Origin of the sequence: Ensifer sp. ENS10 (genome assembly GCF_014852025.1) — a bacterium.
Lineage (GTDB): Bacteria > Pseudomonadota > Alphaproteobacteria > Rhizobiales > Rhizobiaceae > Ensifer.
In genome coordinates this window covers 342,669-355,484 of the sequence record NZ_JACVAS010000006.1, presented here as the reverse complement: position 1 = coordinate 355,484, position 12,816 = coordinate 342,669, and the positions used below count along the sequence as shown (strand labels likewise).

10 protein-coding genes are annotated in these 12,816 nt (G+C 60.5%); 7 read left to right on the top strand and 3 right to left on the bottom strand.

Annotated elements, in window-relative coordinates:
- Positions 1-178 precede the first annotated feature (178 nt).
- From rho to IB265_RS22070, 6 genes are all read left to right on the top strand, one after another.
- Entirely contained in the window at positions 179-1,444 is a 1,266-nt protein-coding gene (gene rho, locus IB265_RS22095) for a transcription termination factor Rho (RefSeq protein ID WP_093233478.1), read from the top strand.
- 376 nt (positions 1,445-1,820) lie between these two features.
- Positions 1,821-3,149 carry a tRNA uridine-5-carboxymethylaminomethyl(34) synthesis GTPase MnmE gene (mnmE, locus tag IB265_RS22090; protein WP_057252018.1) on the top strand — a complete coding sequence of 443 codons (1,329 nt, stop codon included), beginning with the start codon at positions 1,821-1,823 and terminating at the stop codon, positions 3,147-3,149.
- 100 nt (positions 3,150-3,249) lie between these two features.
- Complete coding sequence (mnmG, locus tag IB265_RS22085) at positions 3,250-5,133, top strand: tRNA uridine-5-carboxymethylaminomethyl(34) synthesis enzyme MnmG (RefSeq protein ID WP_192495167.1); 1,884 nt, start codon at positions 3,250-3,252, stop codon at positions 5,131-5,133.
- Positions 5,130-5,771 (top strand): 16S rRNA (guanine(527)-N(7))-methyltransferase RsmG, encoded by a 642-nt coding sequence (gene rsmG / locus IB265_RS22080; RefSeq protein WP_058321626.1) that lies wholly within the window; start codon positions 5,130-5,132, stop codon positions 5,769-5,771. The genes mnmG and rsmG overlap by 4 nt, the downstream gene beginning before the upstream one ends.
- Before the next feature lie 15 nt (positions 5,772-5,786).
- A complete protein-coding gene (locus IB265_RS22075) occupies positions 5,787-6,581 on the top strand; it encodes a ParA family protein (RefSeq protein ID WP_057252015.1) in 795 nt (264 codons plus the stop codon).
- Positions 6,582-6,616: 35 nt separating this feature from the next.
- On the top strand, positions 6,617-7,507 hold the full coding sequence (locus tag IB265_RS22070) for a ParB/RepB/Spo0J family partition protein (RefSeq protein ID WP_057252014.1): 891 nt from the start codon (positions 6,617-6,619) through the stop codon (positions 7,505-7,507).
- 221 nt (positions 7,508-7,728) lie between these two features.
- Here the strand turns inward: IB265_RS22070 and holA are convergent, their stop codons facing one another.
- From holA to leuS, 3 genes are read right to left on the bottom strand one after another with little or no spacing between them, the layout of a single operon-like run.
- Positions 7,729-8,763: a DNA polymerase III subunit delta gene (gene holA, locus IB265_RS22065; protein WP_057252013.1), complete on the bottom strand. Its 1,035-nt coding sequence runs from the start codon at positions 8,761-8,763 to the stop codon at positions 7,729-7,731.
- A gap of 12 nt (positions 8,764-8,775) precedes the next feature.
- Entirely contained in the window at positions 8,776-9,309 is a 534-nt protein-coding gene (lptE, locus tag IB265_RS22060) for an LPS assembly lipoprotein LptE (protein ID WP_057252012.1), read from the bottom strand.
- On the bottom strand, positions 9,296-11,923 hold the full coding sequence (gene leuS / locus IB265_RS22055; RefSeq protein ID WP_057252011.1) for a leucine--tRNA ligase: 2,628 nt from the start codon (positions 11,921-11,923) through the stop codon (positions 9,296-9,298). The genes lptE and leuS overlap by 14 nt, the downstream gene beginning before the upstream one ends.
- A gap of 224 nt (positions 11,924-12,147) precedes the next feature.
- On the opposite strand from leuS, the gene IB265_RS22050 reads away from it, so the two are divergent.
- A complete protein-coding gene (locus IB265_RS22050) occupies positions 12,148-12,807 on the top strand; it encodes a YggS family pyridoxal phosphate-dependent enzyme (protein ID WP_057252010.1) in 660 nt (219 codons plus the stop codon).
- Positions 12,808-12,816 lie beyond the last annotated feature (9 nt).

The following is a 12,816-nucleotide window of genomic DNA, read 5'->3' as shown; positions in this document are numbered from 1 at the left end:
ATTTGCAATAGTCGTTTCTAATTTGCGACAGCCCCTTGCAGGGTTTCACGTGAATCGCTATTTTCTGCCATCTCCTCTTCATGGCTTGTGACAAAGACAAGAGCCTGCCTCTTCCAGCCGCAGCTCCCCAACGAATACTCGCCATCTCTCCACTACCCATACCAAACATGGATCCTTCATGGCTGAAATGAAGCTACAAGAACTCAAGAACAAGACGCCGACCGATCTGCTCGCCTTTGCCGAGGAGCTCGAGGTGGAGAACGCCAGCACGATGCGCAAGCAGGAGCTGATGTTCGCGATCCTCAAGATGCTCGCGGCTCAGGATATCGAAATCATCGGCGAAGGCGTTGTTGAAGTGCTGCAGGATGGGTTCGGCTTTCTCCGGTCCGCGAATGCAAACTACCTTCCCGGCCCTGATGATATCTACATCTCGCCTTCCCAGATCCGCCGCTTCTCGCTGAAGACCGGCGACACGGTCGAGGGCCCGATCCGCGGACCGAAAGAAGGCGAGCGCTACTTCGCTCTCCTCAAAGTCAACACCATCAATTTCGACGATCCGGAAAAGATCCGTCACAAGGTTCACTTCGACAACCTGACGCCGCTCTATCCTAACGAGCGCTTCAAGATGGAACTCGAGGTTCCGACGTCGAAAGATCTCTCCGCCCGCGTCATCGATCTGGTGGCGCCGCTCGGCAAAGGCCAGCGCGGTCTGATCGTCGCACCGCCGCGCACCGGCAAGACGGTTCTGTTGCAGAACATCGCGCACTCGATCACCGCCAATCATCCGGAATGCTATCTGATCGTTCTTCTGATCGACGAGCGTCCGGAAGAAGTGACGGACATGCAGCGCTCGGTGAAGGGCGAAGTCGTTTCATCGACCTTCGACGAGCCGGCGACGCGCCACGTCCAGGTCGCCGAAATGGTGATCGAAAAGGCGAAGCGTCTTGTCGAACACGGCCGCGACGTCGTCATCCTGCTCGACTCGATCACCCGCCTCGGCCGCGCCTACAACACGGTTGTTCCGTCATCGGGCAAGGTCCTGACCGGTGGTGTCGACGCCAATGCGCTGCAGCGTCCGAAGCGCTTCTTCGGTGCCGCCCGTAACATCGAAGAGGGTGGCTCGCTGACGATTATCGCGACCGCGCTGATCGATACCGGCAGCCGCATGGACGAAGTCATCTTCGAAGAATTCAAGGGCACCGGCAACTCGGAAATCGTGCTCGACCGCAAGGTCGCCGACAAGCGCATCTTCCCGGCGATGGACATTCTCAAGTCCGGCACGCGTAAGGAGGACCTGCTGGTGCCGCGCCAGGATCTGCAGAAGATCTTCGTGCTCCGCCGCATCCTGGCGCCGATGGGCACGACCGACGCGATCGAGTTCCTCATCGACAAGCTCAAGCAGACGAAGAACAATGGCGATTTCTTCGACTCGATGAACACGTAAGACCCGTTCGATATCCGATTTCAAAGACCGGTCGACCTATCGTCGACCGGTCTTTTGTTTTCCCAGAACCTTATCCGGATTCTTCTTCCTCATTGATTCGGCTTCGCAACAATCTCGTTCTCTCCGGGATCTGGGAGAGGTGATCGCTCCGGCTGATTCACGTGAAACACACCGACGCTGTGAAACATGAGCGTGGCGGGACCTTGATATTTCGGCGCCGTTTCGGCATAAGCTCCCCGACCCTTTGAGATGCCGTTTCCATTCTGCGTGAGCACGCTCCGCGAAGAAAAAACGATCCGGTCTGGAACTTCGACGATCCCCATTGTTTCGACCAGCGAGGCGCCCTGCCGTCTCGGCGGTCTTTCCAGGTGAGCCAATGACAGCGATGCACACGATATATGCGCTTTCCAGCGGAGCCCTTCCCGCTGGTGTCGCGGTTGTGCGTGTCAGCGGCCAGCACACCGCAGCGGTGCTTGAGGCATTGTGTGGCGAGGCCCCATCACCGCGGATAGCGACGCTCAAATCGATTCGCTCTCGCAACGGTTTCGTGATCGATAGCGGCCTCGTTCTCTATTTCCCTGGTCCTGCCTCTTTCACGGGCGAGGACTGCGCCGAGTTTCAAATCCACGGCGGCCGCGCTGCGGTGAACGCCCTGCTCGAGGAGCTTTCGAAGTTCGAAGGGCTGCGCCACGCCGAAGCGGGTGAGTTTTCACGGCGCGCCTTCCAGAACGGCAAGTTGGATCTGGTGGAAGTCGAGGGTCTCGCTGACCTGATCGTTGCCGAGACCGAAATGCAGCGCCGCCTGGCGATCGAACACTCCGGCGGCGGGCAATCAAAAGTCTACGCGGCCTGGGCGAAGCGCCTGACGCATGCGCGGGCGATGATCGAAGCTGAACTCGACTTTGCTGACGAGGACGATGTGCCGGGCTCGGTGAGCGAACGCATCTGGCAGGACATGTCCGTGCTTGCACAGGAGATCGCCGCACACATCGCCGATGCGCCGATTGCCGAGATCATCCGTGATGGGCTGAAGATCGTCATCGCCGGTGAGCCGAACGCCGGAAAGTCCAGCTTGCTCAATGCACTGGCGCAGAGAGATATCGCGATCGTCACGGAAATTGCCGGGACAACGCGTGACGTGCTCTCGGTGGATCTTTCATTAGCCGGATTCTCAGTCAAGCTTTATGACACCGCCGGTCTGCGTGAAACCGAGGAACGTGTCGAGCAAGAGGGCATACGTCGCGCGCGAGAAGTTATCGAGCGAGCAGATTTGATCCTCCTCCTTTCGGAGACGGCGAGCGGCTTTGATTCTCTGTCCGATATCACATCTGACGGCACTGCCGTCTTGCGTGTAGCAACGAAGATAGATCGAGATGATCGGCAATGGTCTCCTGATGAAGCCGATGTTTTGATCTCGACCCGGACGGGTGAAGGCATGGATCGCCTACTGGATGAGATCGCCGCCCATCTCCCCGACCTCAGCGGTCGAACGTCCCTTGCCTTGCCTTCACGTCGCCGTCACGTCGATAGTCTCCGGCAGGCTCTTCGGGCAATCGAAGAGAGCTTGGCGGGGCAACATTACGGCCTGGACATCCGAGCAGAGCAGCTTCGTCTTGCCGGAGACGCGATTGGACGGATTACCGGGCGGGTGGATGTCGAGAACCTTTTGGATGTGATATTTTCCGAATTCTGTATCGGAAAATAGTCTGTGGAAACAACGATACAACGTTTGCGAGTCCTTCGTTGTGTTTCACGTGAAACGATTCGTGCCGGTGCAAAGGTGTGCTGGCTTGGAGATATGAGCAATGACCCAGTATGATGTTATCGTCATTGGCGGTGGACATGCCGGTTGCGAGGCGGCTGCCGCGGCTGCACGTCTCGGCGCCAACACGGCACTGATCACGCACAAGGCGTCGACCATCGGCGTGATGTCCTGCAATCCAGCGATTGGTGGATTGGGCAAGGGCCATCTCGTGCGCGAGATCGATGCCATGGATGGTCTGATGGGTCGGGTCGCCGATGCCGGCGGGATTCAGTTTCGCCTGCTCAACCGTCGCAAGGGCCCGGCTGTCCGCGGTCCGCGCACGCAGGCCGACCGGCGCCTTTATCGCGAAGCCATGCAGCGCGAAATAAGCGGCATTGCCAACCTCACGGTGGTTGAGGGTGACGCCTTCGACTTGATCGAGAGCGATGGCAAGGTCAGCGGTGTCGTCATGAAGGACAGCCGGACGTTTGCATCGACGTCCGTGGTTTTGACGACCGGCACCTTTCTGAAGGGGCTGATCCATATCGGCGACCAGAAGATCCCGGCTGGCCGCGTTGGTGAAGAACCCTCTGTTGGGCTTTCGGCGACACTGCTGCGCTATGGTCTGAAGCTGGGACGTCTGAAGACCGGTACGCCGGCACGCCTGGATGGGCGCACGATCGATTGGGACAGTGTCGGCCGACAAGGTCCCGACGAGGATCCTGTACCGTTCTCCTTCATGACCGACCGCATTCTGAACCGTCAGATTGATTGCGGCGTGACGCGCACGACCGAGGCCACCCACAAGATCATCGCCGACAATATCGGAAAGTCCGCGATGTATTCGGGTCAGATCGAAGGCGTCGGTCCGCGCTATTGCCCGTCGATCGAAGATAAGATCGTGCGTTTTGGCGAGCGCGACGGTCATCAGATCTTCTTGGAGCCGGAAGGCCTCGACGATGACACCATCTATCCGAATGGGATCTCGACCTCATTGCCGGCTGATATCCAGGAGGCGTTCATTCGAACAATTCCGGGATTGGAGAATGTGGCGATCCTGCAGCCCGGCTATGCCATCGAGTATGACCATGTGGATCCGCGCGAGTTGAACGCGACGCTGGCGGTGCGCAAGATGCCCGGCCTGTTCCTGGCAGGGCAGATCAACGGGACGACAGGTTACGAAGAAGCCGGCGCCCAGGGGCTGGTCGCGGGCCTGAATGCGGCGCTGCTGGCGACCGGTCGGCCCGAGGTGATCTTCAGCCGCACCAACTCCTATATCGGCGTCATGATCGACGACCTGACGTCGCGCGGCATTACCGAGCCTTACCGCATGTTTACATCTCGAGCGGAGTATCGTTTGTCGCTGCGCGCTGATAATGCCGATGCGCGACTGACGCCATTGGCGATGGAACTCGGCTGTATTTCAGATGCGCGCCGCGACCGCTTTACCGACTGGCAAGTACAGTTCGATGATGGACGGCAACTGTTGAAGAGCCTCTCGGTGACGCCAGCCGAAGGCAATCGTCATGGCCTGAAGCTGAACCAGGATGGCCAGCGGCGCACCGCCTTTGAAATCCTCTCCTATCTGGATCAATCGATTTCCGCCTTGGTGCCGATCTGGCCGGAGCTGTCGTCGATTGGTTCACGGGTCGTCGAGGCGCTGGAAATTGACGCCGCCTATGCGGTCTATATGGACAGGCAGGCGGCGGATATTGCAGGCATTCGCCGCGAGGAAAATCTGGTGATCCCTGAAGGCTTTGACTTTGACAGGCTGTCGGGATTGTCCAATGAGTTGAAGCAGAAGCTGAAGCAGCATGCCCCGCGCAATCTGTCGCAGGTGATGAAGGTTGATGGCATGACGCCCGCCGCCGCATCGCTGATCCTTGCCTGGCTGAAGCGTCAAAACGGAAGCGCAGAACGCGAAGAAAAGGCAAGTGCACAATGAAAACGAGTCCAATCGATGTGTTGAACGGACTGCGTGTTTCACGTGAAACGAATGAACGCCTGGAGCACTTTGCCCGCCTTTTTCAGAAGTGGGCGAAGTCGATCAATCTCGTAGCGCCTTCGACGATTGAGGATCTATGGCGCCGCCATATCGTTGATAGCTTGCAGCTTGTACAGTTGTCGCCCGAGCCAAAGACCTGGGTTGATCTGGGAAGCGGCGGCGGCTTCCCGGGCATCATTACGGCGATCTATCTCTCGGAGTTCGCTGACGGCTGGGTGCATCTCGTCGAAAGCAACAACAAGAAAGCCGCATTCTTGCGAGTCGCCTTGGCCGAAACGGGCGCGCGTGGCTCCGTTCACCCGATTCGAATCGAAGAAGCCGGCAAGGTGATTCCGCACGCCGACGCGGTTTCGGCGCGGGCCTTGGCCGATTTGACGCTCTTGCTCGACTACTCTGCGCCGTGGTTGCTGGCAGATGAGCGCAAAACGGTCGCCTATTTCCACAAAGGGCGGGATTACCAGCGCGAAATCGACAAAGCCATTGGCCGCTATCAGTTCGATCTGGTAAAACATCCAAGCGTCGTCGAGCCGGACTCTGTTGTGCTCGAGATCGCAAATCTATCACGCAAGGTTCAGTGATCGGCGAGCGGAAACATGTTTGGCGCAAGAAATCGGATCATCACAATCGCAAATCAGAAAGGTGGAGTCGGTAAAACGACGACCGCCATCAATCTGGCGACTGCTCTCGCGGCAATCGGCGAACGAGTCCTCATCGTCGATCTCGATCCGCAAGGCAATGCCAGCACCGGTCTGGGTATTCAGCGGCGCGATCGGAACCTCTCATCCTATGAGCTGATGATGGGCTCGCACGGGATCAACGAGATAGCACAGCAAACCGCTGTGCCGAATCTTTCGATTGTGCCTTCGACCATGGATCTTCTCGGCGTCGAGATGGAGATTTCTCAGGAACCGGACCGGGTCTTCCGCCTGCGCAAAGCTTTGGTCAGCCCGGCGGCGATGGAGTACTCCTATGTGCTCGTCGATTGCCCGCCGTCGTTCAATCTCCTGACGATGAATGCCATGGCCGCAGCGCATTCCGTGCTGGTGCCGTTGCAGTGCGAGTTCTTCGCGCTGGAAGGTCTCAGCCAGCTGTTGGAAACTGTGGATCAGGTTCGCCGATCGGTGAATCCGTCGCTGGATATACAGGGTATCGTGCTGACGATGTTCGACTCGCGCAACAATCTCGCCCAGCAGGTCGTCAGTGATGTCCGGACCCATCTTGGCGACAAGGTCTATCACACGCTCATTCCGCGCAATGTTCGCGTTTCCGAGGCGCCGTCCTATGGCAAGCCTGCGATTCTCTATGATCTGAAATGCGCTGGAAGCCAGGCCTATCTGCAGTTGGCATCGGAAGTGATTCAGCGTGAACGCCAGCGCAAGGCTGCATAATCATTTCGGTAGCGTAATTTAAATCGGGTGACGATATGAACGACGATAGCTCGAAGAGACGGCTTGGTCGCGGACTGGCCGCGTTGATCGGCGAGATGGATCAACCGCTGCAGGCAGGTGCTTCCGCCCCTGCCCCGGTCAACCCGGACCGGCGTGTGCCGATTGAGTTCGTGTCGCGCAACCCGCGCAACCCGCGCCGGCAGTTCGACGAAGCCGAACTTCAGGATCTCGCCAATTCGATTCGTCAGCACGGCATCGTTCAGCCTGTTGTCGCTCGCACGATCGGCGCCGACCGCTACGAGATCATCGCCGGCGAACGTCGTTGGCGGGCGGCACAGTTAGCCGGATTCACCGAGATTCCGGTCATTATCCGTGACGTTGACGATCGCACGGCGCTCGAGATCGCGATCGTCGAAAACGTTCAGCGCTCGGATCTCAACCCGCTCGACGAGGCGCTCGGCTATGAGCAGTTGATTGCCGAGCACGGTTATACGCAGAACGATCTCGGCGAAATTATCGGCAAGAGCCGCAGCCACGTCGCCAACAGCCTGAGACTGCTGAAATTGCCGGAACCGGTGCGCGACATGCTGTCGGAAGGCGCGCTGTCTGCCGGGCATGCGCGCGCGCTGATTCCCACGTCGGATCCGGCGGCGCTGGCCCGCACGATCGTCTCCAAGGGGCTTTCGGTGCGTGATGCCGAGCGCATCGCCCAGAACGATATCCGCGCACAGAACGACCCGAATTTCGGCAAGACGGCACGCCGCGACGAGAAGGATGCGGACACGCTGGCGCTTGAACGCACCCTGTCGGACAGCCTTGGCCTCGAGGTGACCGTCAATCACAAGGCTTCCGGCGGCCATCTTCGCATCGCTTACAAGACGCTCGATCAGCTTGAGGAAATCTGCCGGCTGCTCGAGCGCCGCTGAGCGCTTACAAACGGCATTGTGAGAACAATCGAGAGGCGCGCCCTGCAAACAAGGGCGCGCGCCTTAATATATTGATTTCTCTAATCTTTCTGCGCGAATGGACCAGATTCAAAGGGATCGCCTGCAAGGACGTGGATCCATGCGTGTAAAGAGGCAATTCCAGCTAGGAAATGAAGGAAGCAAGCGACCTCAGCCGGCTGAATTCCCCTGGGCCGAACGCATCAACGCCGTGCGGATTGCACCGCGATCGCCATGAGGTTCTGCAAGACCAGGCTTTCTTCGAGGCTGGCGCGGCTGCGGCTTTGGAAGATGGTTGTCTGCAGGCGATTGAGTTCACGGCGTATCGCCGGCGCCGTCCATTGCTTCAGCGCGGCCTCGACGATCGGTTTGCGTCGGAAATGCAGACCACGCCCGAGCGTCGCAATCACTTGCCCTGCCTGTTGACGACTGGCGTCCATTTCGGCGCGCATCACGTCGAGCTGCTGGAACTGTCGCAGACAGGCCTGCAGTACCAGAAACGCCGGGGTCTTCGAGGTCGTGATCTTTTGCATCGCGTGCAGCAGGCCATCGAGATCGCCCTTGAGCACCGCATCGACCGCGTCATCGACGGAAATGGCGCTGGCATCGCCGACGATGTCGAGCACGTCCTCCTCGTCCACGGCCGTCTTCCCACGGCAGTAAAGGGCGAGCTTGCGCAGCTCGTTGCGTGACGCCAGACGGTCGCCGCCGAGAGCGTCCACCAGGCGCGCACGGGCGGCCGGCGTGATTCCCAGCTTCTCGTCGCCAAGTTCCTTATCAATCAAGGCCTGCAGGCCGCGAACGTCATCACTGTAGCAGGCGATACAGGCAACAGAGCGGGCCGTCTCGCCGATCTTGCGAAGGGCGGCACCCTTCTTCAGGTCACCGGCCTCGACGATCACAGAGCTGCCTGAGGGCGGCTCGGCCGCCAAAAGCTGCATCGCGTCGACGAGTGACTTCTCGTTGGCTGCTCCCCGCACCCAGATGAGCTTCTCACCGCCAAACAGGCCGATGGAATTGACCTCGTCCAGCAGCCGGCCGGGCGATTGCGCCAGCTCGCTGACATCGAGCTTCAGGACGGAAAAGGGATCATCCAGTGGCACGCCGCAGCGCGCGGCGAGTGCGGACGCACGCTCGGATACGAGCCCGCGATCGGGCCCGTAGAGAATGAACAGCCGGTAGACCCCGACGGACTTCTGGAGGAAGGAGTCGAATTCGTGCGACTTGACTTCGCTCATCCCGACACCGGACTAGCGACTGAGGGCCGCGGCAACATCAGCCCGGATCAGCTCGGCCAATTCCTTTGCGGCGCGGTTTTCGCCATCGCGCACGGCGCGCACCTTGGCAAATTCCTGGACGGAGAAGTCGACAAGCGCGACCGCCGTGCGGTTGCCAGACTTGATCGTCTCGCCCGTTCCGATCTTCGTCAGGTTGTAGTCCGCCTTGACGACGATGCGTCCGGCGCTTGCCCGATCCACGCGGTCCTTGTTCTGATCATAGAGCACGCCCATGGCGCGGCTCGTGACGTCCAGCGACAGGTGATATTGCGGGTTTACCGGTTCGCCCTGCCCGCCCGCCACAAGGAAGATCAGCGCGTTGCGGACTTCCTGTTCGACGCGCTCGTCGGCATCGGAGATCTCGATCGCCGCCAGCGCCGTCGACGTACCGACAGGATCGGAGTAGAGCGGCCTGACCTGGCAGCCGGCGAGCGCGGTCAGCAAAAGAACACCTGCCAGCACCGGAAACGACCGGATACGGGAGCCAGCTCTATCAGACAACGACATTGACGATCCTCTGGGGCACGACGATGATTTTCTTGGGGCTGCTGCCGTTGAGCGCGGACTTGACGGCATCGAGCGCCAGGACGGCGCTTTCGATCGCACTCTGATCCGCATCGCGGGCGATTGTCAAATCGGCGCGCTTCTTGCCGTTGATCTGCACGGGAAGGGTAATTTCGTTCTCGACAACCAGCGCAGGATTGAACGTCGGCCAGCCGCGCTCCGCGATCAGCCCCCCGCCGCCGATTTCGCGCCAGCATTCCTCGGCGAGGTGCGGCGTCATCGGTGCAATCAGGCTGACCAGGATCGTCGTGGCGTCCTTTACAGCGCTCGCGAGCGCTGCGTCCGCCTTGCCGGCGGCAACCTGTGTCAGCGGTGCGGCAAGCGTGTTCACGAGCTCATAGATCCGCGCCACGGCCTTGTTGAAGGCCAGCTTGTCATAATCCGCCTCGACCGCGCGCAGCGTCTTGTGCGCGGCCTGAGAAACGGCAAGGGCCTCGCCTTCAAGCGCCGGTACGGCTTCGATCCCGCGCAGCTTTTCGGCCGCCTCGCTGATCAAGCGCCATACGCGCTGGACGAAGCGATGTGATCCTTCGACACCGGCTTCGGACCAGATGACGTCACGATCCGGCGGCGAATCGGAGAGAACGAAGAAGCGCGCGGTATCGGCGCCATAGGAAGCGATGATGTCGTCGGGATCGACGACGTTCTTCTTCGACTTCGACATCTTCTCGATCGAGCCGATGGCGATTTCCTCGCCGGTCTCGAGCAGCACGGCGCGGCGGCGTCCGTCGATTTCCTCGATGCGGATCTCGGCCGGGGTCACCCATTCGCGCTGGGCACCCTCGCCGCGGCTATAGGTTTCGTGCACGACCATGCCCTGGGTGAAGAGACCCTTGAACGGCTCGTCGAGCGCGACATGACCGGTCGCCTTCATCGCGCGGGTGAAGAAGCGCGAGTAGAGCAGGTGCAGGATCGCGTGCTCGATGCCGCCGATATATTGATCCACCGGCAGCCAATGGTTGGCGACCTTGGGGTCGGTCGGATTGTCTTCCCACGGCGCGGTGAAGCGGGTGAAGTACCAGGACGAATCGACGAAGGTGTCCATCGTGTCCGTCTCGCGCCGGGCATCCTTGCCGCAATGCGGGCAGGCAACGTGGCGCCAGGTCGGGTGACGGTCGAGCGGATTGCCCGGCTTGTCGAAGGTGACGTCCGGCGGCAGAATGACCGGCAGGTCGGCCTTCGGAACCGGCACGACACCGCAGTCATCACAATGGATGACGGGGATCGGGCAGCCCCAATAGCGCTGACGCGAAATGCCCCAGTCGCGCAGGCGGAAGTTCACCTTGCGCTCGGCGCTCGGCGCGCCGTCGAGCGTTTCCTGCTCGAGCTTCGAGGCGACTGTCTCAAATGCCTCTTCCGTCGACAGGCCGTCGAGGAAGCGCGAGTTGATCATCACGCCGTCGCCGATATAGGCCTCGTCGCCGATGGCGAAGGTTGCGGCATCGCCGTCCTTCGGCATAACGACCGGAACAACCGGCAGGTCGTATTTGCGGGCGAAGTCGAGGTCGCGCTGGTCACCGGAGGGGCAGCCGAAGATGGCGCCCGTGCCGTAGTCCATCAGTACGAAATTTGCGACATAAACAGGCAGTTCCCAGCTCGGATCGAGCGGGTGCTTGGCGCGAATGCCGGTATCGATGCCCTTCTTTTCTGCCGTTTCCAGCGCGGCGAGCGAGGTGCCGGCGCGGCGGCACTCCTCGCAGAAGGCATCGACTTCCGGATTGGTCGCCGCCGCCTGCCTAGCCAGCGGATGGTCGGCAGCGATCGCCAGGAAGGAAGCGCCGAAGAGCGTGTCCGGACGGGTCGTGTAGACGGTCAGCTCGGTCGCGTCACCGGCGGTGCCTTCGACCAGCTCCCAACGCAGCGACAGGCCTTCGGAGCGACCGATCCAGTTCTTCTGCATCAGGCGCACCTTCTCGGGCCACTGATCCAGCGTGTCCAGCGCGTCGAGCAGTTCCTGGCTGAAGTCGGTGATGCGGAAGAACCACTGCGTCAGTTCGCGCTGTTCGACCAGCGCGCCCGAGCGCCAGCCGCGGCCGTCGATCACCTGCTCGTTGGCGAGCACGGTGTTGTCGACCGGGTCCCAGTTGACCTTGGACTGCTTGCGGTAAACGAGGCCCTTTTCCAGGAAGTCCAGGAACAGATGCTGCTGGCGCTGGTAGTAGGCGGGGTCACAGGTCGCGAATTCGCGGTTCCAGTCGAGCGACAGGCCCATGACCTTAAGCTGCGCCTTCATCGAAGCGATGTTCTGGTAGGTCCAGCTTGCTGGATGCACACCACGCTCCATGGCGGCGTTCTCGGCCGGCATGCCGAAGGCGTCCCAGCCCATCGGGTGCAGCACGTTGAAGCCGCGGGCACGCTTGTACCGCGCCACCACGTCACCCATGGTGTAGTTGCGCACGTGGCCCATATGGATGCGGCCCGACGGATAGGGGAACATCTCTAGCACGTAGTACTTTTCGCGCGGATCGTCGTTCTCGGTCTGGAAGACCTCGTTCTTTTCCCATTCCTGCTGCCAACGGGGCTCGGCATCACGCGGATTGTATCGTTCGCTAGACATGTCTTTTCGATGTTCCGGAAGTTCTGCGGCGCATAGGGCGCGCCTCATGATAGTTGGGGTGACCTTCACCACGAAACCGTCTGACGGTCAAGTTTTTGAAGGGTTTGCCGCGACACTTTGGCGGATTTGCGCCCGTCATGAGGGTGGCGGTCTTGGCAAGCCGATCAACTTTGCCTAATCCGCTCGGTGAGTGGTTTGAGAAATCCGTTTCGGAGAAAAGGTCCATGGAAGTCCAAGAGCGATTGCAGGATGTCGTGAGCCGGATTCAGGCGGCAGAGAAGTCTGCTCATCGCGCCAAGGGTGCAGCCACGCTGGTCGCCGTGTCCAAAACCTTCGACGCCGATGCAATCCGGCTGGTGATTTCCGCAGGCCAGCGGGTCTTCGGAGAGAACCGGGTTCAGGAAGCGCAAGGCAAGTGGCCGGTGCTGAAGGCTGAAACGCCCAGCCTCGAACTGCACCTGATCGGCCCGCTGCAGTCGAACAAGGCGGCTGAGGCAGTCGCCCTTTTCGACGTCATCGAGACGGTCGATCGTGAGAAGATTGCCCGCGCGCTCTCCGCAGAGATGCAGAAGCAGGGCCGGAACCTCAGGCTCTACGTTCAGGTCAACACCGGGCTGGAGCCGCAGAAGGCCGGCATCCCACCGGAGGAGACGGTCGCTTTTGTCGATCTCTGCCGCCAGGAGCTGGGTCTGCAGATAGAGGGGCTGATGTGCATTCCGCCGGTCGAGGAAAATCCCGGCCCGCATTTCGCCCTGCTCGCCAAGCTGGCCGCCGCCTGCAAGCTCGAGAAGCTGTCGATGGGCATGTCCGGCGATTTCGAGACGGCGGTGCAGTTCGGCGCCACCAGCGTCCGTGTCGGTTCGGCCATTTTCGGCGCGCGATAACGCCATTTC

Coding starts and splice junctions, on each gene's coding strand:
- leuS (WP_057252011.1), bottom strand. CDS start 11,923: ATGTCTAGCGAACGATACAATCCGCGTGATGCCGAGCCCCGTTGGCAG.
- mnmG (WP_192495167.1), top strand. CDS start 3,250: ATGACCCAGTATGATGTTATCGTCATTGGCGGTGGACATGCCGGTTGC.
- lptE (WP_057252012.1), bottom strand. CDS start 9,309: ATGTCGTTGTCTGATAGAGCTGGCTCCCGTATCCGGTCGTTTCCGGTG.
- IB265_RS22070 (WP_057252014.1), top strand. CDS start 6,617: ATGAACGACGATAGCTCGAAGAGACGGCTTGGTCGCGGACTGGCCGCG.
- rho (WP_093233478.1), top strand. CDS start 179: ATGGCTGAAATGAAGCTACAAGAACTCAAGAACAAGACGCCGACCGAT.
- IB265_RS22050 (WP_057252010.1), top strand. CDS start 12,148: ATGGAAGTCCAAGAGCGATTGCAGGATGTCGTGAGCCGGATTCAGGCG.
- mnmE (WP_057252018.1), top strand. CDS start 1,821: ATGACAGCGATGCACACGATATATGCGCTTTCCAGCGGAGCCCTTCCC.
- holA (WP_057252013.1), bottom strand. CDS start 8,763: ATGAGCGAAGTCAAGTCGCACGAATTCGACTCCTTCCTCCAGAAGTCC.
- IB265_RS22075 (WP_057252015.1), top strand. CDS start 5,787: ATGTTTGGCGCAAGAAATCGGATCATCACAATCGCAAATCAGAAAGGT.
- rsmG (WP_058321626.1), top strand. CDS start 5,130: ATGAAAACGAGTCCAATCGATGTGTTGAACGGACTGCGTGTTTCACGT.